General features: G+C 70.0%; 26 protein-coding genes, 1 tRNA gene and 2 pseudogenes. 11 read left to right on the plus strand and 18 right to left on the minus strand.

Annotated features, from left to right (window positions below):
- Positions 1 to 578: 578 nt before the first annotated feature.
- Positions 579 to 1,568: a DNA adenine methylase gene (locus tag ACLQ2U_RS29390; protein WP_425754152.1), complete on the minus strand. Its 990-nt coding sequence runs from the start codon at positions 1,566 to 1,568 to the stop codon at positions 579 to 581.
- 78 nt (positions 1,569 to 1,646) lie between these two features.
- Entirely contained in the window at positions 1,647 to 1,934 is a 288-nt protein-coding gene (locus tag ACLQ2U_RS29395) for a hypothetical protein (RefSeq protein ID WP_425754153.1), read from the minus strand.
- A 201-nt stretch (positions 1,935 to 2,135) separates the two neighbouring features.
- Between ACLQ2U_RS29395 and ACLQ2U_RS29400 the strand changes: the two genes are divergently transcribed.
- Positions 2,136 to 2,828, plus strand: a complete 693-nt coding sequence (locus ACLQ2U_RS29400; RefSeq protein ID WP_425754154.1) for a DUF6218 family protein — start codon at positions 2,136 to 2,138, stop codon at positions 2,826 to 2,828.
- Positions 2,829 to 2,839: 11 nt separating this feature from the next.
- Entirely contained in the window at positions 2,840 to 4,063 is a 1,224-nt protein-coding gene (locus tag ACLQ2U_RS29405) for an exonuclease domain-containing protein (protein ID WP_425754155.1), read from the plus strand.
- Between the two features lie 1,040 nt (positions 4,064 to 5,103).
- Here ACLQ2U_RS29405 and ACLQ2U_RS29410 read toward each other — a convergent pair.
- The 4 genes from ACLQ2U_RS29410 to ACLQ2U_RS29425 all read right to left on the minus strand — a co-directional run bounded on the left by ACLQ2U_RS29410 (position 5,104) and on the right by ACLQ2U_RS29425 (position 9,129).
- A complete protein-coding gene (locus ACLQ2U_RS29410) occupies positions 5,104 to 6,009 on the minus strand; it encodes a hypothetical protein (protein WP_425754156.1) in 906 nt (301 codons plus the stop codon).
- Positions 6,010 to 6,286: 277 nt separating this feature from the next.
- The gene (locus tag ACLQ2U_RS29415) at positions 6,287 to 6,706 is read right to left on the minus strand and encodes a hypothetical protein (protein ID WP_425754157.1); all 420 of its coding nucleotides are present in this window, start codon (positions 6,704 to 6,706) and stop codon (positions 6,287 to 6,289) included.
- Between the two features lie 181 nt (positions 6,707 to 6,887).
- Positions 6,888 to 7,571, minus strand: a complete 684-nt coding sequence (locus ACLQ2U_RS29420) for a hypothetical protein (RefSeq protein ID WP_425754158.1) — start codon at positions 7,569 to 7,571, stop codon at positions 6,888 to 6,890.
- Positions 7,572 to 8,097: 526 nt separating this feature from the next.
- On the minus strand, positions 8,098 to 9,129 hold the full coding sequence (locus tag ACLQ2U_RS29425; RefSeq protein ID WP_425754159.1) for a hypothetical protein: 1,032 nt from the start codon (positions 9,127 to 9,129) through the stop codon (positions 8,098 to 8,100).
- A gap of 368 nt (positions 9,130 to 9,497) precedes the next feature.
- Between ACLQ2U_RS29425 and ACLQ2U_RS29430 the strand changes: the two genes are divergently transcribed.
- Positions 9,498 to 9,902, plus strand: coding sequence for an endonuclease domain-containing protein (locus ACLQ2U_RS29430; protein WP_425754160.1), 405 nt, complete (start codon positions 9,498 to 9,500; stop codon positions 9,900 to 9,902).
- A gap of 372 nt (positions 9,903 to 10,274) precedes the next feature.
- Here ACLQ2U_RS29430 and ACLQ2U_RS29435 read toward each other — a convergent pair whose 3' ends face one another.
- Both ACLQ2U_RS29435 and ACLQ2U_RS29440 read right to left on the minus strand, forming a co-directional pair.
- Positions 10,275 to 11,372: an IS630 family transposase gene (locus ACLQ2U_RS29435; protein ID WP_425754189.1), complete on the minus strand. Its 1,098-nt coding sequence runs from the start codon at positions 11,370 to 11,372 to the stop codon at positions 10,275 to 10,277.
- Positions 11,373 to 11,591: 219 nt separating this feature from the next.
- A complete protein-coding gene (locus tag ACLQ2U_RS29440) occupies positions 11,592 to 12,134 on the minus strand; it encodes a dihydrofolate reductase family protein (protein WP_425754161.1) in 543 nt (180 codons plus the stop codon).
- Positions 12,135 to 12,201: 67 nt separating this feature from the next.
- Here ACLQ2U_RS29440 and ACLQ2U_RS29445 point away from each other — a divergent pair.
- A pseudogene (locus ACLQ2U_RS29445) lies at positions 12,202 to 12,336 on the plus strand (IS630 family transposase); the annotation flags it as partial.
- 61 nt (positions 12,337 to 12,397) lie between these two features.
- Here the strand turns inward: ACLQ2U_RS29445 and ACLQ2U_RS29450 are convergent.
- The 5 genes and pseudogenes from ACLQ2U_RS29450 to ACLQ2U_RS29470 form a co-directional block, all read right to left on the minus strand.
- The gene (locus ACLQ2U_RS29450) at positions 12,398 to 12,562 is read right to left on the minus strand and encodes a hypothetical protein (protein WP_425754162.1); all 165 of its coding nucleotides are present in this window, start codon (positions 12,560 to 12,562) and stop codon (positions 12,398 to 12,400) included.
- Between the two features lie 463 nt (positions 12,563 to 13,025).
- Complete coding sequence (locus tag ACLQ2U_RS29455; RefSeq protein WP_425754163.1) at positions 13,026 to 13,226, minus strand: helix-turn-helix transcriptional regulator; 201 nt, start codon at positions 13,224 to 13,226, stop codon at positions 13,026 to 13,028.
- 993 nt (positions 13,227 to 14,219) lie between these two features.
- A pseudogene (locus ACLQ2U_RS29460) lies at positions 14,220 to 14,494 on the minus strand (ArsR/SmtB family transcription factor); the annotation flags it as partial.
- A 381-nt stretch (positions 14,495 to 14,875) separates the two neighbouring features.
- Positions 14,876 to 14,950 (minus strand) — tRNA-Val (locus ACLQ2U_RS29465).
- A gap of 130 nt (positions 14,951 to 15,080) precedes the next feature.
- Complete coding sequence (locus tag ACLQ2U_RS29470) at positions 15,081 to 15,500, minus strand: TIGR02611 family protein (protein ID WP_425754164.1); 420 nt, start codon at positions 15,498 to 15,500, stop codon at positions 15,081 to 15,083.
- Between the two features lie 639 nt (positions 15,501 to 16,139).
- Here ACLQ2U_RS29470 and ACLQ2U_RS29475 point away from each other — a divergent pair.
- Positions 16,140 to 16,571, plus strand: coding sequence for an SsgA family sporulation/cell division regulator (locus ACLQ2U_RS29475; protein ID WP_053653619.1), 432 nt, complete (start codon positions 16,140 to 16,142; stop codon positions 16,569 to 16,571).
- A gap of 69 nt (positions 16,572 to 16,640) precedes the next feature.
- Here ACLQ2U_RS29475 and ACLQ2U_RS29480 read toward each other — a convergent pair whose 3' ends face one another.
- Entirely contained in the window at positions 16,641 to 17,417 is a 777-nt protein-coding gene (locus ACLQ2U_RS29480) for a glucose 1-dehydrogenase (protein ID WP_425754165.1), read from the minus strand.
- Positions 17,418 to 17,555: 138 nt separating this feature from the next.
- On the opposite strand from ACLQ2U_RS29480, the gene ACLQ2U_RS29485 reads away from it, so the two are divergent.
- The 4 genes from ACLQ2U_RS29485 to ACLQ2U_RS29500 all read left to right on the plus strand — a co-directional run bounded on the left by ACLQ2U_RS29485 (position 17,556) and on the right by ACLQ2U_RS29500 (position 20,098).
- Positions 17,556 to 18,476 (plus strand): helix-turn-helix transcriptional regulator, encoded by a 921-nt coding sequence (locus tag ACLQ2U_RS29485; RefSeq protein ID WP_425754166.1) that lies wholly within the window; start codon positions 17,556 to 17,558, stop codon positions 18,474 to 18,476.
- A 7-nt stretch (positions 18,477 to 18,483) separates the two neighbouring features.
- Complete coding sequence (locus ACLQ2U_RS29490) at positions 18,484 to 18,939, plus strand: RrF2 family transcriptional regulator (protein WP_425754167.1); 456 nt, start codon at positions 18,484 to 18,486, stop codon at positions 18,937 to 18,939.
- 320 nt (positions 18,940 to 19,259) lie between these two features.
- Positions 19,260 to 19,430, plus strand: a complete 171-nt coding sequence (locus ACLQ2U_RS29495; RefSeq protein ID WP_425754168.1) for a DUF4236 domain-containing protein — start codon at positions 19,260 to 19,262, stop codon at positions 19,428 to 19,430.
- Positions 19,431 to 19,573: 143 nt separating this feature from the next.
- Complete coding sequence (locus ACLQ2U_RS29500) at positions 19,574 to 20,098, plus strand: potassium channel family protein (protein ID WP_425754169.1); 525 nt, start codon at positions 19,574 to 19,576, stop codon at positions 20,096 to 20,098.
- On the opposite strand, the gene ACLQ2U_RS29505 is transcribed toward ACLQ2U_RS29500, so the two are convergent.
- On the minus strand, positions 20,061 to 20,963 hold the full coding sequence (locus ACLQ2U_RS29505; RefSeq protein WP_425754170.1) for a hypothetical protein: 903 nt from the start codon (positions 20,961 to 20,963) through the stop codon (positions 20,061 to 20,063). The two genes, ACLQ2U_RS29500 and ACLQ2U_RS29505, sit on opposite strands and share 38 nt — an antisense overlap.
- A 24-nt stretch (positions 20,964 to 20,987) precedes the next feature.
- Positions 20,988 to 21,509: a VOC family protein gene (locus ACLQ2U_RS29510; protein WP_425754171.1), complete on the minus strand. Its 522-nt coding sequence runs from the start codon at positions 21,507 to 21,509 to the stop codon at positions 20,988 to 20,990.
- 50 nt (positions 21,510 to 21,559) lie between these two features.
- Here ACLQ2U_RS29510 and ACLQ2U_RS29515 point away from each other — a divergent pair, with 50 nt between their 5' ends.
- Both ACLQ2U_RS29515 and ACLQ2U_RS29520 read left to right on the plus strand, forming a co-directional pair.
- Entirely contained in the window at positions 21,560 to 22,021 is a 462-nt protein-coding gene (locus ACLQ2U_RS29515) for a MarR family winged helix-turn-helix transcriptional regulator (protein ID WP_425754190.1), read from the plus strand.
- A gap of 57 nt (positions 22,022 to 22,078) precedes the next feature.
- Positions 22,079 to 23,620: a tetratricopeptide repeat protein gene (locus ACLQ2U_RS29520; protein WP_425754172.1), complete on the plus strand. Its 1,542-nt coding sequence runs from the start codon at positions 22,079 to 22,081 to the stop codon at positions 23,618 to 23,620.
- Positions 23,621 to 23,651: 31 nt separating this feature from the next.
- Here the strand turns inward: ACLQ2U_RS29520 and ACLQ2U_RS29525 are convergent, their stop codons facing one another.
- A complete protein-coding gene (locus ACLQ2U_RS29525; protein WP_425754191.1) occupies positions 23,652 to 25,079 on the minus strand; it encodes a sensor histidine kinase in 1,428 nt (475 codons plus the stop codon).
- Positions 25,080 to 25,120: 41 nt separating this feature from the next.
- On the minus strand, positions 25,121 to 25,777 hold the full coding sequence (locus tag ACLQ2U_RS29530; protein ID WP_425754173.1) for a response regulator transcription factor: 657 nt from the start codon (positions 25,775 to 25,777) through the stop codon (positions 25,121 to 25,123).
- Between the last annotated feature and the right edge of the window lie 54 nt (positions 25,778 to 25,831).

The raw sequence follows: 25,831 nt of genomic DNA on the forward strand, positions 1-25,831 counted from the left end.
AATGGGCCATGATCATCGTCATGACCCGCCGCCTCGCCCGTCACCAACACACCTGAAACCCTTATTTACCAGGCTCTAAGACGCGCGAGCTGTAGGACCGACCACCGACAAACCGAGCCGATCCGGCCCCAGGAGGCCTGGCGGCTCCGGCCAGCGCCAAGGGCGGGCGCGTGAAGGCGGAGCGATACAACGGCACCTCGTCTACACCTAGGGTCACCGACGGCAGTTGGATCGATACGGCTGACATCATGCCGGACCTCCACGACAAGAGGCAGCCCCGAGATGGATCACAGCCTCTAGATCAATATCAGTCGCGTCACCCGAGCGAGCTGGGAGCCGCATGACCCAGCATCACCGTTCGTCATCGCGCTGTAGGGCTCTGACCAGGCGATATCCATAAACTTTGTTGCTTACGGCCCCCGGCGATTGCTATCACCTTGATGTGCACTTTCTGTAACGGAAGCCCCCATCGGTTCGTACGAGCCAGCTGGAAGAGAAGATCTGTCGGGGTTCCGACAGGGCCGCGCAGGGAAAGCGGATCCGGCTGCGCCAGCTGCCAGGGGCACCGCTAAGAGTCGCTACGGGTGAAGGATCCGGTATCGGTCAGACTCTGGTAAGGAGTCGAAGTTCGTAACCAGCAGTTCGTCCTTGACGGTACGTTTCTCTGACCCTGCGGCTGTATACCGATGGGAAACATGTAGCGTGGCCTGCCCCGGCCGTGCTCTGTATAGGTCGCGGATCGTTTGGTTGTCGTCGTATGACAGCAGCCAACGGTAGGGAACGTCAGAGCAAAGGCTGTTCGCCAGGTCGGTGTGCTCGGAGTTGTCGAAGGACCACTCGTACAGCCACTGGGCCTTGTCGACATACGGTGGGTCGAGGTACACGACAACCTCGCTGGGTTCTAGCATCCCGAACTGGGTGGGGATACGGGCAACCGCTGTCCGCCAGTCGGTTTCCCAGACGTCGAGTAGACGACCCGAGGCGGCCAGCTCTGCGACTCCCTTGATTCGGCGAGCTAGCCCCTCCAATCCGAATCGGCAGTCGATCTTGTAGGCGGAAGTCTGGGCGCGGCCGCCGATCGGACCGGCACGCCCGTGCAAGATGCCCGAGAACGTGGTGCGGTTGAGGAAGAGACACTTGAGCGCCCGCTCACGACGCCCCCGGGGAGTGCTAGCACGCCACCAATCCCATCGGGCGACAGTGACCGGCTCTGCGCGCATCGCGTCAATGAGCCAGTGTGCGTCGAAGGCAGCCGTCTTCCAGAAGGCAGCGACCAAAGGATCGATGTCGGCAAGCACGCCATGCTCGACGACACCTGCCCCGAGGAGTCGAAGCGTTGTTGTGGCACCGCCGCAGAAGGGTTCCACCATTAGCCGCGGTGGGGGGACGTTCGCTCGTATCAGTGACTCGATGACAGGGACAAGCTGGCGCTTCGCGCCCGGGTACCGCAGCGGGCTGATGACGGAGTGCCGAAAGAGGGCCTCATCCACCAGTGGTGATGGCTTGTCCAGGACTGCCTCAGGCGGCCACGGCGTGCGACGCGTCGCGGCCTGCTGCTGGCTGCCCATGGACTGTCCCTCCTGCGCCCCGGCTGGGTCGCGGTCGGTGCGCCTGATCATAGCTGGCTCACCAACAGTCCGTAGAGATCAGTACCCGACCAAGAGCACGCCCTGGAAGGGCAGCCGCAGTCGCTGGCTTGCGTAGATGGCGTCGAACTGGTCGCGAGCGTCTCGGAACGCAGCCACGGTGACCTCCCGTCCACTGCTCTGATGGCGGTACGCGATGGGCAGCAGAAGCGCCAAGTAGCGCGCGTCGAGGATGAGGCTCGTTCGCACGATGTCGCGGTACACCGCATTGCCCCTTGCGCCCCGTCCAGCCTCGACCTCGACAACGATGCCCTCCGTGTCGTGAAAGGCATCGATGTCGTACGACACCGCGGGTCGGCCGTTGTCACCGAACAGTACTGGACGCGGCTCTTCGAGACGGCAAGCGGGTTTCGAGAGTGGACACCAGTGCGAGCGTGGAGTGCGGTGCGGGCAACAAGTCGGCCCAGATGGCCGACCCCGGATGTCACCCGGGGCCGTTACCGTGATCATCCCGCTGTCAACTATTGAGTACATGCAGGGAGCTTCGGCGTGGAGGCATCCGAGAACGAGCTGGCCATACCGGTCGACTACGTGCCCGGCGCGCGGGGCCACGGAGTTCTGGCCGTTGGTCCCGATAGCGACGGCGGCGAGGCCTTGGCCGTATGGCGCCTCAGCCCGACCGGTCGCGCAGGTGGAGCCTGGGTGGTCCGCTTCGACGAAATCGAACGGGACCCCGAGCAGCTGCGCCGGATCATGTGGATGTTGCAGGATCGATGCCTGATCGACTGGGACAGAGACGGTCCTTCCGCGGTCCTGGCTAGGATTGCGGATGTCCTGCCAGCCGAGCTGCTCACCGCCCTGCGGGGCAACATACTCACCATCCCCGAGCTGCTGACGGAGATCAGCGAACATCGGTCTACCTACATAGCCGCAGTTGAGCAGCACAGGGCGAAGACCAACTCGAAGATTGCTCCGCTCGGGTGGCCCACCCAGATGCCAGACCAACAGGACCTCGCCGCGTGGGCTGCCCAGGCCCCGTCCGCGTCTGCGTCACCGGTCGCGGCGACGGCTCTGGCGCTGACCGCCACCGTCGCCAATACCGCCGGGCTGTGGCAGGACACCGAGCAGACGCGCTACCGCCGCACCTACTTGCGCTCGATGGGTGACCCGCAGCCGCTGCCGCCGCGGTGGTTGGCGCGACTGCGCGCAGCCGTTGGCAGCACCTCCTTGGTGTTGGCGTAGGGGAGCGGCGCATGTACGCAGTCATCGACCTCGAAACCACCGGCCTTCGTACGAGCTGGCACGACCGGATCGTCGAGGTGGCCGTCGTTCACGTCGACGAGAACGGTCGGGTTACGGACGAGTGGTGCAGCCTCGTGAACCCGGACCGCGACCTCGGGCCACAGCTCATCCACGGCATTTCTGCCGCGGAGGCACGGCGGGCGCCTGCCTTCGACCAGGTTGCTAACCACCTCGCCAGCATGCTGCGCGGCCGGGTCCTGGTGGCTCACAACCTGAACTTCGACGGCCCGTTCCTGCACGCCGAGTACCAGCGCGTGGGGATTCACGCGCCGATCGACCAGGTCGCTGGCCTGTGCACGATGCGGCTGGCTTCGCACTTCCTACCCTCGGCCGGTCGCAGTCTGCACGACTGCTGTCGCGCGGCTGGGCTGCCGCCGTACCAGGCGCACTCAGCGCTGCATGACGCCCGCGCCGCCGCCCAACTCCTGAGCTACTACCTCACAGCGGCCGGCAGCCCACCCCCGTGGGCAGCCGCACTAACGGCGGCCGCCGGGCTCTCATGGCCAACGCTTGGCACCAACCCAGCGGTGGCCGTTCAACGGCGTGCACCAGGCCAGCGGGAACAGCACTTCCTAGCCCGGCTGGTCGACCGATTGCCCCGGCTGCACGAGCCGAAGGGCGACGCCTACCTGGACCTGCTCGACCAGGCGCTCCTTGACCGGCACATCTCGGCCACGGAAGCCGACGCACTCGTCGCCACAGCGGAAGCGTTCGGGCTTGCGCGCGTCGACGTGGAGCACCTGCACCGGACCTACGTGGCGAGCCTGGCTGGGATCGCGCTCGAAGACGGAGTCCTGACTTCAGATGAGCGCCACGACCTGGACCAGGTGGCCGGGCTGCTCGGCCTCCAACGATCCGACGTCGACCAGGCTTTGACCGCGGCGGCTACAGACATCCCACGGCAGCGTCGGCCCGACGCGTGGCGGCTACAGCCCGGTGACCTAGTCGTCTTCACCGGTGCTATGGAGCCGCCGCAGTGGGAGTGGGAGGAGGACGCAAGGGCTGCAGGTCTCAACGTGGGCGACAACGTTACGAAGAAGACGCGGCTTCTGGTTGCCGCCGACCCGGACACCATGTCAGGCAAGGCCAAGAAGGCTCACCAGTACGGCATCCCGATCGTCCATCCCACCGCGTACCAGAGCCTGCTGGCCGGACTCACTGCTGCTGCTTTTTAGTCGCCCCGGAGTCCCGTGAGCGGAGGAGGCTTCCATCGTCGGGAGCGAGAAAGCTGGCAGCACAAGCGCTACGTTGTCGTCATACCAAGCCCAGGTTCAGCTCGGCACCTTGCGAGACTGCAACGCGGCCATCCGCGCCGCCAGCGGAGCGGTTGCCGCAACGACATGATCCAAGGTGAAGCGGCAGGCAGAACCGATCGGACGCGACAGGACTGCCAGTGACCTGTACGAAAGGCGCACCCGACGGCGACAAACGGCAACGGCTGCCAGGGCGTCACGGCGTTCGGGACGAAGCGAGCTATGAGCTTCGGGCACCCCTCTGAAACCAGCGCGCTTGCGCCCGCGGCCGGGTACGGATAGCAAGATCATGGGGCGCAAGCCACGATCGAGGCGTCGCCAGAGGGTTCAGGGTTCCAGTCCCTGGCAGCCCTCGCACGCGCCGGGTCGTCCGCCCGGCGACAAAGGTCGCCTAGTTGATCGAGTCAGGCCGTAGCCAGATGGACCGAGACGGACGGGCCGGGACGTAGGGCACGCTCGTCGTACGAGCACCATTCGAGCACCAACACGCCCCATCAGGACGAACAACAAAAGGCACCTGACCCCTATTCTGGCGGGTCAGGTGCCTTTTGATCTTGTGCGCCCGAAGGGACTCGAACCCCTAACCTTCTGATCCGTAGTCCGATGCTCCGTATCCGCAGGTAGCAGGGGGAGCGGGCAACGACGTGTTGCTGAACCAGCGCACCGGTTGCCGGTGTGTCAGATGATCTCTGCTTTGCTCGGAATGCGCTCGGTGAGTCGTGGGTACCGATGGGCGGCCGCGGTCACGGCCGGGCGGCGGTTGGTGCGGGTCGGTCCGGTGGGCATCGGCGTGCTCCATGTGTGCTCCGCTGGTCGGAGCAGCGGGCGGTTGGCATCCGTGAGCACGCGCGGGTACTCCTGGGTACTGCTGGGCAGCCGCTGGCAGGTAGGCTGGGCCCTCGCGCCCTCGTAGCTCAGGGGATAGAGCATCGGTTTCCTAAGCCGTGTGTCGCAGGGGCAAGTCAGCCGAGACCGAGCCGGTGCAATGCGAGGGCCACGAACCCGCGCCCCGACCGGTCCCAGCCGGGTACTTCGGCATCGAAGTCCGAGCTGCGGGCGTCGGTGAGGACGTCGAGCGCCAGGTCGGGTAGCTGGTCGCCGAGCCGGTAGGCCAGCCCGACCGCCGCCGTGACCCGGACGACCGCAGCGTTCGCGGACAGCAGCTCGCGGAGGCAGGCGTCGATCCGCTCCGAGTCGACCGGACAGTGGCCGAGGGTCAGGTTGGCGCTGGCTCGGGTGGCGGCGCGCGCCTCGTCATCCGGGACCGCGATGAGGCCGGCCAACGCGGCCTCGTCGGGTGCGAACCAGGCGAGTAGTTCGGCGGCGTACCCGGCCAGCTGAGGGTCTGGATCGGTGAGCCAGCGGACGTACAGGCCGGTGTGACGGGCTCCAGCATGGAAGGCGTCGGCCTCCCAGCGGATCGCCACGTTGTCAGCCAGTTCCGCGGCCTCCTCGTGCTCGAACAGGTCTTCGGCCTCCAGATGCCGCTCCACCAGCGCCGCCTGCTCGTCGGTGATCCCCTCGGCGGCGGCGAAGGTCCGCCGCGGATCGAACGGCAGCTCGTCGTCGCGCCGGTCGCCGAGCACCACCGAACGGAGCAGGTCGGCCACCGCTGCCCGGTCCGGGGTATCCGGGTCGTCGGCGAGCGCTACCAGGAACGGCACCACGTGACAGCTCGCCCCCCATCGCGTGCCCTGGTGGTAGACGTTGCCGAACAGCTTGGACAACGCACGGCGCCGGACCGGCACCTCCGCCGAGCGCAACGCCCGCAACTGGTCCGGTACGTCGACGGCTGGGCCGTAGGCGTGGTGCAGCAACTCCCACGGGACTTCGTCGAGCCCGGCCAGCGGGTCGGTCAGTTGATCCATGCGGCGGTTCTACCAGCAGCGGGCAGGGAGCCGACAGCGGCGGATGACATCACTCGTTGACATCAACGATGGCGGTCGAGCCGGATGAGTGCGAACGGGTGTCGCCTCCGGCCCGAACCCGGCGGACGTCAGCGGACGCTACGACTCTTGACGAAAGCGCCTTGTAGGCGAGACGTCGCGGCTCGATCTCGGCTGGCTCAACTGGCGGCCAGTGGCGCGAGCAGCGGGCGACGCGGCCAGCCAGGCGCAAGATGAGGCCGGCCAGCTGCCAACGTGTCTAGTCGAGGAGCCAGCTGAACAACGCCTTGACCGGTGGAGTCAACGAGGAGGCGGCAACGAGGGCCGCGAGAACCGTGCTAACGATCAGGCTTTGCCGGCGCACGGAGGCCCGCATCCCGGCCGTCAGGAGCCGGGTGACGGCGACGAGCGCTGTCACTGCAGCGACGTACGGTACTACGCCGATCACGACGATCATCGCCAGCGCCGCCGGCGCCCAGAGGCCCGGCCAGAGATTAGCGCTGCTGGTGTACTCGTCGCCCTGATGAGGCAGGTAGAGGTACCCGGAGAAGGACGCGGCCCGGCCGAGGGCGACGCCGATGGCGCCGACGTAGACAGCGGCCAAGGCGAATTGCGCACGTGCCAAGGTCCGGCCGGACGAACCCGATGCAGGGGTCGGATCGACATCGGCGGTCGTCATGAAGCGCATGCTAGACCCGAACAGCCGGGCCAGTGTGCCCGACGACCTCTGCCGGTGCCGAGCAGCCAAGCGAGCAGCCAAACCGGCGAGCAACAGCGGACGAGCGCGGACGCCGACACCACGTCGAACAGGGCGACCAAACGGCGGACCAGCGCCCCGGGACTGACTCGTAATGCGTAGGTCACTGGCGAGGTATCGAGGGCCCAGCCTTCTGCGGACGGCTTCTGCTGGTGGTCGGGTCTGTCGGGGCGGCTGGGACCGGAAGATCCGCATCACTCATCCAGTAGCAGACCTCCAAAGTCTTGGCTGCCGCCCAGCTTCGGAGCCCTTGCCCGCGTTGCTTACCAACTACACCCAAGGTGGCCAGCAGGACGGCTGTTACCGCCGCGAAGGTGGGATTGCCGCCCAGCAGCGTTTCGCTCGCCGCGACTGGTGAGGCTACGAACATTGCCGCAGCGCAGCTCCGCAGCATGAGGCCCATCGCGCGAAGCCGGTTGATCTCGGCCACAGCCTCAGGGTGGCGGATCTCCGCAGCGGCTTGGATCAGGAACAGGTCCGTGCGGGAGAGGGCTTCCGCCCGCTCGCTTGGCGCGCGCTCGACAAAGGCCCGCCGTACCGCAGCCATGGCCGCGTCACCACGGCCCCGGGGGAGGTGATCGAGCGTGCTGGCCAGGGGATACGTCAAGTGCCCGAGAACGTAGCTAAGGACCAGGCCAGCCGCTATCAGTAGCGGCATCGGAAGATTGACCAACCCCTCGGCGTTGAGCCAGCTCTGCTGGTCGGATACGTAGATCAGCAGGGCTAGATAGAGCGAGCCCGGGATCGCGTACGCGAAAAGGTCATAGATCCCAACGCTGAAGTTCATTTCTGGAGTCCTCTGGGCGGCACCCCTCGATAGGCGCAGGCAGTGCACAGCATCCCCGAGCGCTGTGCCTACGTGGGTCGTCAAGGCGACAGTGGCGATGTGCCGCTATCCAGATTCGATAGCGAGGCAGCAAGAAGGCAGCGGGAGCCTCGATATGGGTTGGTCCGGAACGGCAACCGACGAGGCATCGCACCTGCTCGTCGCCGCAGGCCGCTACCAGCTGGCAGCAGCCGACAGCTTGAAACCGCATCCCCCCGACGGGGGTCGGGCTTAGCTGGACGTGCCAGCAGCGGCGCTGTCGACAACAACGCTGACAGCAACCGCCCCGGACGCCGACGCACGAACGAGCCCAGGGACGGACGCTGCTCCGAGCTGACGGCCGCTCCCAGACGGGGACGGACGCCCTGCACACCAGCTTGCAAGCGAGGCGTCACGCGGGCGCGCAGGGCGTGCCGCGCAGGCAGGATCATCAAGACTCGGCCGCCGCGCTCATCCACATCGGAAGCCGACTTGCGCTGAGCACGCCCTACTCCTCGGGCGCCGGAAGCTCGGGCGCCGGAATCTCGTGGACCGTCTCCCCTTCCACCCATCCCCGCTCGTCGCGCGTGAGCCAATCAGGGTCCTGCTGATGCGCTTCGGCGGCAGCCAGACGCAGCGCCGCCGTGACAACGAACTCGAGGCAGAACGAGAATTCATCGTCAGTCGGCGCGTAGCCCTTCGGCGCCGTGTAGGTCCGCGTCCCGTCGGAGTACGTGTTCACCTCAGGCACCAGCAGGTCGAACCTTAGGTACGTCGGAAAGTCCAGACCGAGCGTCACCATCCGCAGCGCCGGGCGCATCAACCTGGCAGACTCGACCGCGGACGCCACTTGCCGAGCCACTGCGCGAGCCTTCGGGCTGGAGCGGGCCGGGCCGCCCAGCACCCTCTCGATCACCTCGTTGATGGTAGGCGCGGACGCCCCGCCGTACCACTCCTGCCCGAAGGCGAACGGGGAGCCGCGCCGGGTGACCCACGAGATGTCGGGCTGGCCCAGGTGAGGCTCGAACAACTCGTTAAAGGCGTCCCGCAGCTTGACCATCGCCAGGCGGGTGTTCCCACCCGCATGCTCAAGCTCGGCGGCGCGCAACACGGCACGCACCGTGGCCTGGCTCACGACGTCCACCATCGACACGTCCGTGTAGTCCACGCCGAAGACCGCCTGCACGGTCGCCGCCATGAACGTCGCCGCATCGGTGCCAGCAAGCGCGATGGTCGCCGACGACGGAACGACGCCGTTGTGCTTGAAGTCGTTCCGAGAGCGGTGAAGCCGCTGCATGCCCCGGAACCCAGTCAGACCACCTGGCACCCGGGGGCCAAGTACCTTCCAGTAGTCCTCGAACTTCGGCGACGCAAGGCCGTAGTGATCGGCGACCAAGAGAAGCAAGCTCTCGACCGCGTCGTGCAGCATCAGCAGCGAGACCGCGGACTGCGGATCAGGGAGATGTGCCTGGGTGTCGCCAAGCCGGTGTAAGTACCGGATGAACGCAAGGCGGCGCACCGTCGTCGGATCAAGAGTCACCCTGCGACTTTGCCACCCTGCGGATACTCCGCTCAACGCCGTTTGGTCTGGAGCGTGGGCGCAGGGATGACGAGCAGGTCGCTGTAATGGCGGCCTGCCCGCACCTCACCGAGACGGTTGCGCCCGCCACCTAACCTGATCCGGTGCCCCTACCGCCTGCCCTGCACGGCGTGGACGGTCTACGCGGGTGCCGAGCCAGCCGACCCGTACGACGACGATGAGTGACACATGGCCCTAATCGTCCTCCGCGCGGTTGTGGTGCGGGGCGATCCGTGGCAGGTGTGCACCCTAAAACTGCCCACGAAAGCCCTCCGCCGGCACCGCATCACCGCCGACCAGTATCGGCAGATCCGCAACAGCCAACACGGGTGTGCGGCATCTGCCAGAAGGCGAACCTGCGCGGCGCCGAGGCCATCCCTCTATATATCGACCACGACCATCTCTGCTGCCCCGACCATCACAACACCTGCGGCCGTTGCATCCGGGGCATGCTGTGCTCCGGGTGCAACGGCTGGCTCGGCGAGTTGGAGCTGTGGGGCAAAGATCCCCGACTCAACGACGACGGGGTGTGGCTGCGGGCTGCCGTCGCCTACCTGGACCGGGCCGGTTGCGCATTCACCGAGGAGCGGAAGACGGCCACGGTGGCATTGCATCACCGAAAGGTGGCGGGGTGGGGCGTACCGTGCCGGTGCCGGGTATGTGATCCGGATTGGGAGCAACGGCGGATTGCCGGCCGAGTGCGCCGACCTGGCCCCCACCCGCGTGCCGGCTAAGGCCAAATCTTGTGCTTCGGGTCCCAGCGGAGCCAGGCGACAGTGCCGCCGACGACGACCATGCCAGATTCGTGCCAGATCAAACGGTCAGAGCCGGGGAATGAGGGGGAACCAGAGTTGCCTTCGCGAACCCTGCGTCGTTCAAGCCCCCACCGGCCAGGCCACATCCGCGAGAGCCCTCTGGCAGTGTGGGAGTTACTGGCAGAGGCCTCGACAGCAACGGCGACAGCAACGGGCCGAGACGGGGACGACCAGGGCGAGCGGCCTACGGACGATGATTCCAGGTCAGCGACGCGGACGGACGCCGCCGGACGGAGCGCGCAGAGCTTGTAAGCGAGTCGTCAGGGTTCGGTGCTGTGCTAGTGTTCTGTCTCAGTTTTGACTAGCCGCTTGCTGGAGGGCGACTCGTCCACGTCGGACTTTGGCCAGGATCGATTCAGCTGTGGCGGTCCACACGAACGGTTTCGGGTCGTCGTTGTGTACGCGCAGGTACTCCTCGATCGCGGCGACGAGGTCGTTGACGCTGCGGAACACGCCACGGCGGATCATCTTGTCGGTCAGCTCGGCGAACCAGCGCTCGACCAGGTTGAGCCAGGATGAGCTGGTCGGGGTGAAATGCCGGTGGAAACGCGGATGCTTGGCCAGCCACGCCTTGACGTTGGGGTGGGTGTGGGTGCCGTAGTTGTCGACGATCATGTGGATCTGCAGCTTGCGGGGCACCGATGTGTCGATGGTGCGCAGGAACCGCAGGAACTCGTCATGGCGGTGCCGGTCGAAGCACTTGCCGATCACCTTGCCGGTCAGCACATCCAACGCGGCGAACAGTGTCGTGGTGCCATGCCGCTTGTAGTCGTGGGTCATCGTGCCGGCCCGGCCGGGCTTGAGCGGCAGGCTCGGCTGTGTACGATCCAGGGCCTGGATTTGCGACTTCTCGTCCATGCACAACACGACGGCCTGGTCCGGCGGGTTCAGGTACAGGCCCACCACGTCGACAAGCTTCTCCTCGAACCGCTTGTCATTGGACAGCTTGAACGTCTCCACCAGATGCGGCTTGAGACCGCGGGCGTCCCACACCCGCTGCACCGTCGCCGGGCTCACACCGACCTTGTCCGCCATCGATCGGCACGACCAGTGCGTGGCCCCCTCCGGCCTGGCATGCAGCGTCAACTCCACAATCTGGTCGATCGTGGCCTGCGGGATCGACGCCTTACGGCCGCGGCCCGGCGCGACCTTGCCCAGATCGACCAACCCACGCTCGGCGAACTCGGACCGCCATGCCCGCACCGTCATCCGGGTCACCCCCGCCAGCACCGCGTTGTCGGCGTTGGACATCCCGTCCGCGGCGCGCAGCAGCACCTGCGCCCGCTGCACCAACCGATGCCCGGCCGCACGCGACTTGGCAAGAGACTCCAGCAGTTCCCGCTGGCCGGGTTCGAGCACCAGTGGTGCGGCAGCGCGTGTCACGTCCAGAGTCTACTAAAACGGCTAGCTAATTGCGAGACAGAACACTAGTGCTCTGACCAGAAGCGTTCACGGTGTTGGATGACACGCCGCTCGACCTGCCGGTCGGGTGGCGTGGCTGGGCTCAGGCTGGGCGGGTGGCAGAACCCGTGCGTGTGCGGCGGCTGTCTAACCAGGAGCGTCGGCAGTGTCCGCTGCGTGCTGGTGTCAACAGCTGGAGCGCTGCGCCTACTTTCGCACGCGGAAGCGGAGCATTGTGACGGCGCCCGACTGGGTGTTGCTGAAAGGTTCCAGGTCGATCCTGTCGAGGCTTGGGGGCGAGAAGCGGACACCGTCGCCGAGCAGCACCGGTAGGACATACACCAGGATCTCGTCGACGAGCCCGCGTTGCAGGCACTGGGCGGCCACGTCAGCACCTAGGATCTCCAGGTTCTTGCCGCCCGCGGCGCTGCGTGCCGTGGCAACGGCTTCCTCAATGTCACAGGTGAGGAACGTGACGGTAGGGTCCGGCTCGTCGGGAGGCTCGTGGGTGAGGACGAACTGTCCTCCCCCGTCGTAGGGGGTGTCCTGGTCGGCCATACGCTTGGCGACCTCGTACGTGCCCCGGCCGATGAGCATGGCACCCGTGGCCGCCATAACCTCCGGGAACGTATCCGCAGTCAGGTACTCGAAGATCCAGTCCATCGCGTGGCCAGGACCGGCGATGAACCCGTCCAGCGACATCGCCCTGTTCACGACCACTTTGCCGGTGCCGATGCTCACATCGCTCATGCGTCTTCTCCAAGGATTTTGGGGGCCCGGGGCCGAATCATCGTTCGGCCGGCGGGGAGGGCGACGGCGGAAGTTGCACGCGTATCTGCGGTGGCCCAGCGCGAACAACCGGCATCCGGATGTGCTGGTCGCGCAGCGTCGGGAACGTGCCCGGATACGGAGTGAACGACACGTGGGTCGTCCCCAGTCCCGGGCTGCGTGACCAACCCGGTGATCGTTTGTGGTCACCGCACTAGCGAGAGTTCTCCAGCCTGCGGCGAGCCTTACTGCTTGGCCCAGTGGCGAAAGACCTCCTGCACCTCGGTGTGCCAGGGGACCCCGCCGTCCTCGTAACCCTTGCCCGGGGCCCCGGTGGTCGAGTTGACAACGAGGGCTGCGAGCGACGGTTCGCCGGCCTCGATACACAGGTCCGAAAGCTTGTCCAGCACTCGACCCATGTGGGAGCTGAGGGCCGGGCCAGCCATGCCGATCGCTAGACCCAGCTCCTTGTACGTCACCAGCGAGCGGCGGCGAGCTGCCAAGATTAGAGCCGCTCGCGCTTGAAGGGCCTGCTGTTCTCTCTCTGTCGATGCCACACGGACATACTGCCGCCGTGACCTTTGCATCGGAAGGGGTGGTCAGGGGATCCATGGCCAAGATCCGGACTATGCGCGGAATGATCTAGGGTGCCAGGGAATGGATGGTTGGCCTTTGTGCTGTTCAGGGCAACTTTGCTCAACGCAGCGCAAGTGGCTTCCTAAACCGTCTGTCCCGCCGCGCGCTGGGACGGGGCGCTGCTATTGCTGCAATGCCCGTCAGCGGTGCGCCAGCACGACACCGGCGGCGAGCGCGGCCCAGAGGACGTGCCAGGCCGCGGGTGGGCACAGGCGCAAACCGTACAGTTTGCCTGCGCTACTCCTCGTCGGGCTCGCCCAAGTGCGGACGATGCTCCGCGATCCACGCCTCCACCTCGCGTTTCAGCCACACCGCGCCCATCCCGAGCCGGTCATACGGCTCAGGGAAGTCCGGGCGGTCGATGATCTGCCGCGCCCGCTGTCGGCTGACGCCGAGGCGCGTAGCGATCTCCCCCGCTCCGTACAGGTGCCGTGGCATGGCCGCAGGGTAGCCACGCAGTAACTGGTCAAACCGCAGCTCGCCTGATAGCAACTGGTCATGTTGCAGGATGCGCCTTGACAAGGGATAGCCATCGACGAACGATGAGCAAATGCCGGTGACTAGGACACCCCGCTCCGTACCCGCAGGCCCGCGACACCGCCGGGATTGGCGAACGGGATGGCGGCGATGCACCTGCGGGCTGCCCTGGCCATGCCCCGATCGCGGCCCCGTACCTCCGGCGGAGCCGTCGCCGACGTACCGGGGTGCCGCCGCGGTACCGCCGCCACGATGGGGACGGGAGGTGACGGCGCTGCACCCGCTGATTGGGCGGGCGGGGCACCTGACGCCCGCGCAGTCGCGCCGGGCAGGCATCCGGTGGTGAGCGGGGCAGCGCGCCCCCACACGCCGATGCGCCCTCTCTGGCGGTGCCGCCGCTGTGGCTGCCCCTGGCCCTGCTCCCCCGCCCGACTGGCGCTGCTGGCGGAGTACCGGGACGCCCGGACGTCGCTGGCCGTCTACCTCGCCGTCGCTCTCGCTGACGCCCTAGATGATCTACACTGCCTCGGCCTCGACAACCGTGGAGTGCACGCCCGGTTCCTCGGCTGGCTGCGCACGGAGCCTCCGGGCGAAGGTGGCGACCTACCCTCGCGCGGTGTTCGCCGCTGAACTTCCCCAGTCACCGACTGGATGCAGGCGTGGGAAGACCTCAGGGACGTCCTCGTCGCAGCCCTCGCCGTCGTCATCAGAGGGCTGATGCCGCCCCGCACCTGCAAGCCCACCGCCAGCTCACGAAGGTTGGCCAGGTCGACGTCAACGAGACTCCGCGCCAGGCACAAGCCTGAGGCCGTCGTCGACCCTGGCGACAGCGACGATCTACAAGCGACCCCGGCAAGTGGATGTTGAAGAATGTACGAGTGCACTCGGCTGGCGGCCCACCAGCACCAGTCCGTGGTGCTGGCCCGAGTGAAGGGCGGTCAGCTTGTCACCCCGTCAACGGGTTCTCCGCGCTGTTCGCTTGCGTGGCAGGTTCAGCAGCTCCGCGATCGTCGCAATCGCCTCGGCACCAGCCGGTAATACGCCCAGACACCGCGCTCTTCCCGCTCCAGCAAGCCGGCCTCGGTGAGGATGCGCAGGTGGTGGCCGACCGTCGGCTGCGAGAGCCCGAGCGGCGCAGTCAGGTCAGAGGCGGACACCTCGCCGTCGGGGGCCGACTGGATCAGGCTGAGCAGCCGCAGCCGGGCGGGGACGGCCCGTCCGGTGAGGACGGATCCTCCGGACACTGGCAAGGCGATGAGCGCCGCACCCAAATGAGCCTGGGGCGCAGGACTTTGGCTGCTCACGCTCGCGGGATCGGTGGGCGCCAACACAATTAGATCGATCACAGTGAGCCGAAACAGCTTCCCAATGATGGGTGTGAGAGACCACCTAGCCTTCGGCACGCTGCCCACTCGCCGGGTTCGTCCGAGTTCCGAGCTGCTCCGGCGGCGGGTTGTTGCGCTGGCGCCCGGCTGCGGCCGCTACGCACCGCAGGAGACAGCGGACGGTCCCGACGCCCCTGCTCCCAAATTGCTCCCAATTAAGGGGCAACAGCCAGAAAGCCCGTTACCGGCGAGTCCGGCGGCGGGCTTCCTACCTGCATATATCGATGGTGGGCGATACTGGGATCGAACCAGTGACCTCTTCGGTGTGAACGAAGCGCTCTCCCGCTGAGCTAATCGCCCTCAGCGCGCATGACTCTACCTGATCGCGTGACCGGACCGTAAATCCGGGGTCCGCGTGCCGCAAGTCAGTCGCCGACACCGCCGCAAGCCGGCCGCCGAAGACGCTGAGGAAGCGCCGTGAGCAGGCCGATCAGTGCGTCGCGAGGTAGTGCAGCAGTCGCGCCACGAGGTCGATCCCCAGGCTGTATTTGAGCGACAGCCAGACCCCCACGGCGAGGAAGACCAGCCCGACGGCCCCCAGGACGAACCGCACCGGCAGCGACCGGGAGGTGACCCACCTGGTCCAGGCCTGGACGTGGCGGCGGGTGAAGGCGAGCAGCCGGCGGGCCCAGTGGAACTCGACGGCCCAGATGGCGAGGCCGCCGATCACGATCAGCCAGCCGGGGCCGGGCAGCGGGATGAGCGCGATGCCGACAGTTACGACGAGGGCCCCGGCGATGGCGATGAAGATCTTGAGGGTGACCCGGCCGGTGGGGTTGGACCGGATCAGGTCGAGGGTGGCCCGGATCCGCTCCCGCCATCCGGACCGCGGCCGCTCGGCGATGGCCACCCTGGCCCGGCCGCCGGCGCCCGTGGCCCGCGAGCCGCCCTCGCCGACACCGTCCGCGACGGAACCAGCGGGGGCGCGACTCTCCGTGACGGGACCACCTGAGGGAAGGCCACCCGCGACGGGACCGTGGGAGGCGCGGCCACCGGAGGCGCGACCGCCCGGGGCGGGACCACCGGAATCACGACCGCGGGAACGGTCGGCGGCCCCCCGGGAGCCGCCATGGCGACCCTCGGCGGACGTCGACCGTCCGTCCCGGTCGGGCTGATCCATCGGCACGCCGTACCCCCGCCTTTCGGCTGCTCGGGCCCCTACTTTCGGTGAGTCGGCCGCGGGCGCCGCATCCATTGAGGATCGGTTCGTGGCCATTTCACCTCCCAGTGTCGCTCCGGCCCGTCACTTGCGCAGACCACTGGACGTTACCGGAGTAAGTCGACGACCGAGCCATCCGACTTCGGGCGGAACCAAGCACTGGGCAAGACCGGAAATCCTACAAGAATCTTCACATTCTCGAGGCATTTCCGACCCCCTTCCCACCACTGGGTGAAGTCGGCGTATGGCGGAGCGTAGCCAGGGGTAGCACCTGAGTATGGGAAAAGCGGGACACGCGCGTTCCGCAGCGGTGCCGGGGGGAGAACGTCCATGAGTGTCATCCGACCGACGACCGTAGAGGTCGAGACGTCGCTAAGGCTCGTCGCGCCTGACGCCACCGCCTTGCCGGTGCGTGCCAGCCTGCGTTACGACCCTGCTGACCCGTATGCGGTCCATGTCCTGTTCCACGCCGAATCCGCCGGTGGCGAGGCGGTGAGCTGGTCCTTCGCCCGCGAGCTGCTGGTCACCGGCCTGGACGAGCCAGCCGGCATCGGGGACGTCCGGGTCTGGCCCTGGGCCACCCCGCGGGGCGACTTCGTCGCGCTGGCCCTGTCGTCACCCGACGGCAACGCCCTGTTCGAGGTGCCGCGCAGCGTACTGGTGCGCTTCCTGCGGCGGACCTACGTCGTCGTCCCACGCGGCCGCGAGGCCGAGCACCTCGACGTCGACACGGCGGTGACCCGGCTGCTCGCCGGTCGCTGAGACCCACACCCGAAGCCGCGCGGATCTGCCGAGTCCGCGCGGCTCCGGCTACCCGGCCGGGGTACGCCCTCAGCCGTGCGTGGTCATGCCGCCGTCGACCGGGATCACCGCGCCGGTGAGGTACGCCCCCGCCCGGGACGACAGGTAGATCGCCGTGCCGGCCATGTCCTCCGGCCGGCCGATCCGGCCCAGCGGCACCTGCTGCTCGATCGCCGACCGGGACGCCGGGTCGTCCAGCGCGAACGCCATCATCTTGCTCTCGAACGGGCCCGGCGCGATCGCGTTGACCGTGATCTGCTCGCCGGCCAGCTGGTGGGCCAGGCTGCGGGTCAACATGTGCACGGCCGCCTTGGTGGCGGAGTACGCGTACACCTCCATGAACGGCACCCGGATGCCGTCGACCGAGCCGATGTTGACCACCCGGGCCGGGTCGTCGGCGCTGGCCGCGGCGCGCAGCGCCGGCAGCAGCGCGGTGGTGAGCCGGAAGACCGCCTTGACGTTGACCGCCCAGAGCTTGTCGAACGCGCTCTCCGGGTACGACTCCAGCGGCGCACCCCAGGTCGCGCCGGCGTTGTTGACCAGCACGTCGAGCCGGTCGGTGCGCTCCCGCACGGCCGCGGCGAGCCCCTCGGCGCCGGCGTCGTCGCCCAGGTCCGCCGGGATCGCCTCGCAGCGCCCCTCGGCCGACAGCTCCTTGGCCACCGACTCGCAGACGTCGGCCTTCCGGGACGAGATGATCACGTTGGCGCCGGCCCGGACGAAGCCCCGGGCGATCATCAGCCCGATGCCCCGGGAACCTCCGGTGACCAGGACCGTCTTGCCGTCGACCGAGAACAGATCCGTCATGCCCATCCCATCACCCGCCGCAGGCCCTACCGCTCGGTAACGTAGCCCGGCCCCCGGACCCGGACAACCCCACCGGCGAGACTCCGGGTCCCGTAGCCGGGATGCGACCAACCGGACGGCCAGTTACCGTCGCAGGTGATGGTCCCTTCCGGTCAGCTCTCCCCGGCAACCCGTCCCCACCTGCCCGCAGCCGAGATCGACATCCTGGAACTCGGCGACCTGGCCCCCGAGGCCGGGTGGCGCCGACCCGTCCTGCTCGACGCGGACCTGCTCGTGCTGGTCACCGGCGGTCACGGCACCGCGGAACTGGACTTCCGCCCGCTGCCCTGCCGGCCCGGCACGCTGCTACGCGTCGGCCCCGGGCAGGTGCTGCGCTGCACCGCGCAGCTCGACGCGACGGTGGTGCGCTGGCACGGCGAGACGCTGCGCGGCCTGGACGTCGACCCGGACGCCGTCCCGACCCACCACCAGCTCGCCGGCGAGGACGAGGACGCGGTGATCAACGAGGTCAGCCAGCTGGTGGTGGACATCCGTCGGCACCGGGGCGACCCGGCCGCCCGCAGCCTGCTCCGCCACCAGCTCGCCGTGCTGCTGCTCCGGCTGGCCCTGCTGCCGTCCGGCCCGACGGAGGGCACCGGCGACGCGTCGGCGGACGGCGCCGCGCAACGGGCCGAGGTCGACACCTTCCGCCGGCTCTGCCGGGAGATCGAGCACGACTACCAGCACACCCGCCGGGTGGAGGACTACGCGGACCGGTTGGGCTGCTCGGTGCGTACCCTGACCCGGGCCTGCCTGGCGGTCACCGGGCGCAGCGCCAAGCAGGTGGTCGACGAGCGGGTCGCGCTGCAGGCCAGCCGGCTGCTGGCGGCCACCGACGAGCCGGTGGCCCGGATCGGTCGCCGGCTCGGCTTCCCGGAGCCGACCAACTTCGGCCGGTTCTTCGCCCGGGAGGTCGGGGTGAGCCCCGGGGCCTTCCGGGCCGCCCGCGAGCAACCACCACCGAGAGTGGTCAGGCCACGCCGGCCCGCCGACCCGCTGACCGACCCCGGCCGGGCATGATGACGGAGTGCAGATCTCCGCGCGCGGTGACTACGCGGTCCGGGCGGCACTGAGCCTCGCCGCCGCGTACCCCTCGCTGCTCTCCACCCAGGCGATCGCCACCGAGCAGGACATGCCCCGCAAGTTCCTCGAGGCCGTCCTGGCCGACCTGCGCCGGGCCGGCGTGATCCGGGCCCAACGCGGCGCCGAGGGCGGCTACGCCCTGACCCGGCCGCCGCGCGAGGTCACCGTCGGCGCCATCCTGCGCGCCGTCGAGGGCCCGCTGGCCGGGGTACGCGGGCTGCGCCCGGAGGAGACCCGGTACGAGGGCACGGCGGAGAACCTGCCCCGGCTCTGGGTCGCCGTCCGGGCGGCCGTGCGGCAGGTGCTCGACGAGGTCAGCCTCGCCGAGATACTCAGTGGCCGGATGCCCGCCCACGTCCGTAGGTTGACGGCTCTGCCCGACGCCTGGGAGCCGCGCTGATGCAAGGAACGCGCTCGCGTGCCGGACCAGGTCGGCGTGGACGCGAGCGGTGAGGAGAAGCTCGCCCGCTGCGACATGAGCCCATGCTGCCGGCCGGGCACGAGGCCGATCAACGCCCTTCCAGAACATGAAATGTGTATCGCTGGCTTGGTTGCATCCCTTGCTGAGCTGGGTTTTTCGCTCGGCAACGCCTACCGGCTCGATGGGGATTGCCGGCACCGTCCAGAGCGGAGGGGAAGCAGGTTTCGCAATTCCTCGATCCGGGCATGTTCGATCGCGACAGAGCAGGGCAGTACAGGGAAGGCGAAGGGAGCCCCACGATGGGTCTGATGTTCCGCAAGCGCAAGAAGTACGGGCCGATCATCCTGAACTTCACCGAGAACGGCTTCTCCTCCTGGAGCATCAAGATCGGTCGCTGGTCCTGGAACTCCAAGGCCAGGGCGCACCGTGTCGACCTGCCGGGGCCGCTTTCCTGGAAGCAGGACAAGTGAAGCAGGACAAGACCCGGGCGTGACGTCCCGAGGTCGAGCGGGGTGCCGGTGAATCACCGGCACCCCGCTCGACGTTTCGGCGCCGGCGGGCCGGCTTCGGCGTTCCGACCGGGCGGGGCGGTCGCCCCACGCAGAATCGCGGTATGACCGACGACGGGCCGTACCGGCGGGAGCGGCTGCGGGCACTGGGCGCCTGCGTGCTGCTGGTGCTCGCCTACTTCCTGGTGCCGGTGGAGCCCGACCCCAACGGAGCCCGGCTGGTGCTGCGGTCCGTGGCCACCCTGGTCCTCGTCGTCGCCGTCGTCCTGCTGGTCACCGGCCAGGTACGCCGGCAGCTCACGGCCAGCGCGGCCGCCGGCACCGCGGAGATCCGCTCGCTGATCCGCCTCGTGGTCGCCCTCGTCGCCGGGCTGCTCACCTTCGCGCTCGCCGACCACGTGGTGGCGAACACCCGGCCCGGCCAGTTCACGGACATGGAGACCAGGGTGGACGCGCTCTACTTCTCCCTGGCCACCCTCACCACCATCGGCTACGGCGACGTGCACGCGCAGGGGCAGATCGCCCGGGTGGTGGTCAGCGTGCAGATGGTCTTCAGCATCGGGGTGATCGCCACCGGGGCGTCCATCGTGGTCAGGCAGTTGACGGATCGGCAGCGGGGGCCGCGCTGATCACCACGTCGCCGCCGAGCCGGCCCCCCTCCGGATCCCGGGTCACCGCGCCGGAGTGCAGCAGGGTGCTCAGCGTACGGACGGTGTCGGCGGCCCGGTAGACGGTCGCGGTCATGGTGTGCCGGCGCAGCTCGGTGACCGTACGCGGGCCGGAGCGGGCCAGCTCGGCCAGCAGCTCGCGGCGCAGCGGCCCGGGGTCCGGGTGCAGGGCGATGTCGAGCAGTCCGCCGGCCGGGTCGGCCGGGTCGCGGTAGCGCACCCCGGCGAACTCGTCGGCGTCCCAGAGCGCGTCCTTGAACGCCTCCAGGCTCCGGTCCAGGCCGGTGCCGAAGGCGACCACCCGGGTCGCCGAGCCGTCGGCGGGGACCAGTTCGACCTCGGTGACCAGCGGGAAACCGGCCGCGGTCAGCGCCGGACGCGGCGCCGCCGGCGCCGGGGCGACGACCAGCACCTCGGCCGGGCGGCCGGCCGCCGCGGCGGCCAGCACCGCCGGGTCGGGGTCGGCGCCGTCCACCACGGTCAGCAGCGGCGCCCCGGCCGCTCCGGCGGCCTTCAGCGCGACCGGCAGCCGGGCCGGGTCGCCGGGCATCAGGTGCACCGCGACGTCGGCGGGGAGGGTCGCCTCGACCGCGCCGAGCCGGGCCGGCAGGTCGGCACCGGCGCCGGCCAGCACCAGCACGGTCAGCCGCCGCCCGCGCAGCCGATCGGCGAACTCGGCCACCACCCGCAGGGCCGCCTCGGCGGTGCCGGGCTCCCCGGCGTACGACAGGGCGAGGGTGGCCCGCCGGGAGCGGTGCAACGCCCCCGGCAACCAGTGGTCGAGCTGCCGGACGAGCAGCTCACGCAGGACGGCGTCGGTCGACATCCTGCCGTTGTACCGTACGGACGCTCAGGCCGGAACGGAGATCCCCACCCCGCCGCGGGTCTGGCCGCCGTAGCGCTGCCGCTCCCGGTCGAGGTCGAGCCGGCCGATCCGCTTGCGCGCGGCGATCGCGGTCTCGTCGAGCAGGTCGGCCGGGATCAGCCAGACCACCTCGAACTCCAGCCCGTCCGGGTCCTGCCCGTAGAGGCTCTTGGTGGTGCCGTGGTCGGAGCTGCCGACCAGGGCGCCGGCGGCGGCCAGCCGCTCGGCGGTGGCGGCCAGCTCGTCGAGGGTGTCGACCTCCCAGGCCAGGTGGTAGAGGCCGACGGTGCTGCGGCCCGCGGACGAGCGGCCGGCGGCGGCGCCGATCTCGAAGAGGCCGAGGTCGTGATCGTTGGTCGAGTCGGGCGCGTGGAGGAAGGCGGCGCCGCGGAATCCGTCCGGGGTCATCGCCACCGGGCGGAAGCCCAGCACGTCACGGTAGAAGGCGACGCTGCGCTCGAGGTTGCTGACGTAGAGGACGGCGTGGTTCAGGCGGTGAATTCCCATGGCCACACGGTAGCGCGGTTTAGTTGAGCACTCAACTACTGATCGGTATGATGGGCATCATGACCCGCTGGCTGGACCCCGACGAGCAGCAGACCTGGCGGTCCTTCCTGGCCGCCTCCCGGGCGCTGATGGAGACCCTCGACCGCGAGCTGCAACGCGACGCGGGCATGCCGCACGCCTACTACGAGATCCTGGTCCGGCTCTCCGAGGCCCCCGAGCGGCGGCTGCGGATGAGCGACCTGGCCGAGAGCACCGGCTCCTCCCGCAGCCGGCTCTCGCACGCCGCCACCCGGCTCGAGGCCGCCGGCTGGATCCGCCGCGAGGACTGCCCCACCGACCGGCGGGGCCAGGTCGCCGTCCTCACCGACACCGGCTTCGAGGTGCTCGGCGCCGCCGCGACCGGCCACGTCGAGGGGGTACGCCAGCACCTGTTCGACGCGCTCAGCCCGACCCAGGTCGATCAGCTGCGCCGGATCAGCCAAACGCTGGTGAAGCACCTGACCGGTTCTTGACCAACTTGCTCCCAGGCGTGGGTTGTACATACCGTCGCCGGACGAGCACGATGGGGCGTGCCCTCCGGCTTCGGTGAACTGACTGTCCAGGCGCACCACCTGGTGTCCGCCGGTGACCTGGCCGGCGCGCAGCGGCTGCTCTCCGACGCGCTGACCGACGCCGATCCCCGCCCTGACCACGCCTCCCCCGAGCTGGCCGACGCCGCCGGGCTCCAGGCGCGGGTGCTGGTCGCACTCGGCGAACCGCACTCCGCGCGGGGCTGGGCGGCCTTCGCGTACGCGGCGGCCAGCCGGTTGTACGGCCGCTCCGACGAGCGGACCATCTCGGCGGCGGCCACCCTGGCGGCGGTGCTGCACCGGGTCGGCAGCGACGCCCGGGCGGCCCGGCTCTATTCCGAGGTGATCCTGGAGCTGACCGCCCGGGACGGGCCCGAGTCGCTGCGGGTGCTCGCCGCGCACGCCGACCTGGCCACCGTGGAATACGCCCGGGGCCAGTGCGCGCAGGCCCGGGAACGCCTCCAGGACGCCTGGGAGCTGCACCGGGAGGTCTACGGCGACGGGCACGCCAGCGGCATCAAGATGCTGGCCCGGCTCGGCGCGATGCAGCGCGACTGCGGCCGGTTCACCGAGGCGCACGACAACCTCGCCCTTGCCCGCGAGCTGGCCAGGGAGCACCTGGCCGCCGACGACCCGCTGGCCCGGCAGGTCGCCACGCTGGCCCGGGCCGCCGCCGACCCCGACCACGTCTGCGACGACGAGCCGGTCGAGGAGCGGGACGTGCCGGTGGTCCCGGCCGCGCGGACCCCGCCGCCGGCTGAGGGCCCGCCCGTGCCGCCGACCTGGCCGATCGGGGCGCCGGCCGCCGAGGAGACGTACCCGCCGACGGTGCCCGGGCAGCGGCTCCCGCCCGACGACGCGGCGTACCCCGAGGACGCCGACTGGTGGCCGCCGGAGCCCGCCCCCGAGCCGGAACCCACCCCGCACGACCCGGTGCCGCCGCCCGTGGTCGGCCTGGCTGGCGGGTACGTCGACGAGGCCGAGGGGGTCCGCCGGGTCGGCCAATCGGACCCGTCGCGGGTGCAGCCCGTCGTGGTGCCGCTGCACCACGCGCCGCCGTCGCGCCGGATCAGGGCGGCACCGGCCGCGGTCGCCGGGGTGGTCGTGGTGCTGCTCGGCGCGGTCGCGGTGATCGCCGGGGTGTCGCAGGTGGACGGCACCGGCGACCGGCCGGCCGCGCCCGCGTCCCCGACGTCGTCCGCCGCGCCGACCGGCTCCCCCGCCGGTCCCGGGGCGAGCGCCACCTCACCCGCGGCGGCACCCGCGTCGCCCGGGACGCCACCCGGGGCGGTGAGCCTGCGCGACCGGCGGGACAACATCGCCCTGGACTGGACGTACCCGTCCGGCGCCGAGGGGCCGGTGGTCATCTCGGGCGGCCGGGCCGACCAGGACCCGCGCGCCTTCCAGGAACTGCCGGCCGGGACGACCGGCTTCGTCGTCTACGGCCTGGACCGCACCACCGACTACTGCTTCACCGTCGCGGTGGTCTGGTCCACCGACACCGTCGCCCGAGCCGGCCGGGTCTGCACCGACCGCCGCTGAGCCGGCCGGTCGGCAGAGGAGCCAGCCGACGTCAGTCCGGGTCGGACAGCGCCGGCAGTCGCAGCCGGACGGTCAGGCCGGGCCCGGCGTCGGCCAGCTCGACCGTTCCGCCGGCCCGGCGGACCAGCTCCCGGACGATGGCCAGCCCCAGACCGGCGCCGCCCGCGTCCCGGGCCCGCCCCTCGTCCAGCCGGGTGAACCGGTCGAACACCCGCTCCCGGTCCGCGGCCGGGATGCCCGGCCCGTCGTCGGTCACCGTCACCAGGTGGTACGCCGGCGTCGCTGTCCCGTCCCCCGGCCGGTCGGCGGTACCCGCCGCCGCCCGCGGCGTCCCGGCGTCCACCGCGCCCGGGCGCGGCCACGGTGTCCCGTCGTCCGGGTGGACCGCCAGGACGACCCGGGACCGGGCGTGCCGGACGGCGTTGTCGACCAGGTTGGCCAGCACCCGACGCAGCTCGTCCGGGTCACCGACCGTCCACACCGGGCCGGGCGGCGGCGTCAGCTGCACCGGCGGCGACGGGTACCAGCCGGCGACCTCGGCCAGCAGCCCGCCCAGCTCCACCGGCTCCCCCGCCCGGCCGGCCCGCGCGACGGGCTGCTCGTCGAGGCGGGCCAGCAGCAGCAGGTCGTTGACGAGCCGGCCCAGCCGCTCGGTGTCGGTGAGCAGGTCCGTCGCCACCGCCGGCCAGTCGGTCCGGTCCGCCAGGCGCTGGGCCACCTCCAACTCGGTACGCATGTTGGCCAGCGGGCTGCGCAGCTCGTGCGCGGCGTCGGCGAGGAACGCCCGCTGCCGGGCACGGGCGGCGTCCAGCCGGTCCAGCATGTCGTTGAGGGTGACCGCCAGCCGGTGGATCTCGTCCCGGGAGGCCGGCACCGGCAGCCGGGCGTCCGCGCCCCGGCCGGTGATCTCCGCCGCGCCGCTGCGCAGCGACTCCACCGGGCGCAGGGTGGCCCCGACCACCCGCCAGGCGACCGCCGCGAGCACCGCCACCAGCAGCGGGAAGGCGATCAGCAGCACGGTCCGGGCGGCACCTACGGCGTGCCGGACGTCCTCCGTCGATCGGCCCACCAGGACGGTCAGCGGCTCCGCCGCCGTACCCGCCGGCACGGCCACCACCCGCACCGGGCCGGGCAGGCCGAGCCGCTGCCCTGGTACGACGGTGCGCTGCCGGCCCGAGCCGTCGAGCTGGTCGGGGCCGACCATCGGCACCAGCCGGTCGGCGTCGATCGAGGCGGCCCGGATCCGCCCGTCGGCGTCGACCACCTGGACCCGCAACTGCCCACCGGCCACCGGCAGCGGATCCGGCAGGGCGTCCTCGGCGGCCAGCCGGGCAACCGCGTCGGCGGTGCGGAACGCCTCCGCGTCGACCGTGCGCTGCAGGGTCCAGCCGAGCGCCACCAGCAGCACCACCCCGCCCAGCACCAGCCCCACGGAGAGCCCGGCCACGCCGATCACCATCAGCCGGGCGCGCAGCGACAGCGACGGCCAGCCCCACCGGCTCATGTCGCCAGCCGGTAGCCGGCGCCCCGGACGGTCTCCAACCGCTCCCGGCCGATCTTGCGACGCAGGTAGCCGACGTACACCTCGACCGCGTTCGGGGCGGTCTCCACGCCGGCGTCCCAGACGTGGTCCAGCAGCTCGATCTTGGAGACCACCTGGCCGGGGCGGCGGATCAGGTAGGCGAGCAGGGCGTACTCGCGGGCGGTCAGGGTGACCTCGACGTCGGCCCGGGTCACCCGCCGGCGGGCCGGGTCCAGGCGCAGGTCGCCGGCGCTGAGCACGGTCGGCCGTTCCGGAGCGCCCCGGCGCAGCAGCGCCCGCAGCCGGGCCAGCAGCACCACGTACGAGAAGGGCTTGGTGAGGTAGTCGTCCGCCCCGCAGTCCAGCCCGTCGGCCTGGTCGTACTCGCCGTCCTTGGCGGACAGCATCAGCACCGGCAGCCAGTGCTCCTCGGCGCGCAGCCGGCGGACCACCTCGTACCCGGAGAGGCCGGGCAGCATCACGTCGAGGATCATCGCGTCGTACCCGCCGTGCCGGGCGGCGTCCAGCCCCGACGGACCGGTGGCCGCGGTGTCCACCACGAAGCCCTCCGCCGCCAGGCCACGCTGCAGGGCCGCCGCCAACCGGGCCTCGTCCTCCACCACCAGCACTCGCACGCCCTCCAGCGTGCCACCCCGGCGCCGCCGTCCGGTTCCGGCGTCCTCAGCACC

It is taken from the genome of Micromonospora sp. DT47 (assembly GCF_049844475.1).
Lineage (GTDB): Bacteria > Actinomycetota > Actinomycetes > Mycobacteriales > Micromonosporaceae > Micromonospora.

Bases quoted from the DNA above. Each gene is read 5' to 3' on its own strand.
- ACLQ2U_RS29505 (WP_425754170.1), bottom strand. From the start codon at position 20,963: ATGTCGACCGACGCCGTCCTGCGTGAGCTGCTCGTCCGGCAGCTCGAC.
- ACLQ2U_RS29495 (WP_425754168.1), top strand. From the start codon at position 19,260: ATGGGTCTGATGTTCCGCAAGCGCAAGAAGTACGGGCCGATCATCCTG.
- ACLQ2U_RS29415 (WP_425754157.1), bottom strand. From the start codon at position 6,706: ATGACGACCGCCGATGTCGATCCGACCCCTGCATCGGGTTCGTCCGGC.
- ACLQ2U_RS29480 (WP_425754165.1), bottom strand. From the start codon at position 17,417: ATGACGGATCTGTTCTCGGTCGACGGCAAGACGGTCCTGGTCACCGGA.
- ACLQ2U_RS29410 (WP_425754156.1), bottom strand. From the start codon at position 6,009: ATGGATCAACTGACCGACCCGCTGGCCGGGCTCGACGAAGTCCCGTGG.
- ACLQ2U_RS29405 (WP_425754155.1), top strand. From the start codon at position 2,840: ATGTACGCAGTCATCGACCTCGAAACCACCGGCCTTCGTACGAGCTGG.
- ACLQ2U_RS29485 (WP_425754166.1), top strand. From the start codon at position 17,556: ATGGTCCCTTCCGGTCAGCTCTCCCCGGCAACCCGTCCCCACCTGCCC.
- ACLQ2U_RS29440 (WP_425754161.1), bottom strand. From the start codon at position 12,134: ATGAGCGATGTGAGCATCGGCACCGGCAAAGTGGTCGTGAACAGGGCG.
- ACLQ2U_RS29510 (WP_425754171.1), bottom strand. From the start codon at position 21,509: ATGGGAATTCACCGCCTGAACCACGCCGTCCTCTACGTCAGCAACCTC.
- ACLQ2U_RS29475 (WP_053653619.1), top strand. From the start codon at position 16,140: ATGAGTGTCATCCGACCGACGACCGTAGAGGTCGAGACGTCGCTAAGG.
- ACLQ2U_RS29500 (WP_425754169.1), top strand. From the start codon at position 19,574: ATGACCGACGACGGGCCGTACCGGCGGGAGCGGCTGCGGGCACTGGGC.
- ACLQ2U_RS29455 (WP_425754163.1), bottom strand. From the start codon at position 13,226: ATGCCACGGCACCTGTACGGAGCGGGGGAGATCGCTACGCGCCTCGGC.
- ACLQ2U_RS29515 (WP_425754190.1), top strand. From the start codon at position 21,560: ATGGGCATCATGACCCGCTGGCTGGACCCCGACGAGCAGCAGACCTGG.
- ACLQ2U_RS29420 (WP_425754158.1), bottom strand. From the start codon at position 7,571: ATGAACTTCAGCGTTGGGATCTATGACCTTTTCGCGTACGCGATCCCG.
- ACLQ2U_RS29525 (WP_425754191.1), bottom strand. From the start codon at position 25,079: ATGGTGATCGGCGTGGCCGGGCTCTCCGTGGGGCTGGTGCTGGGCGGG.
- ACLQ2U_RS29390 (WP_425754152.1), bottom strand. From the start codon at position 1,568: ATGGGCAGCCAGCAGCAGGCCGCGACGCGTCGCACGCCGTGGCCGCCT.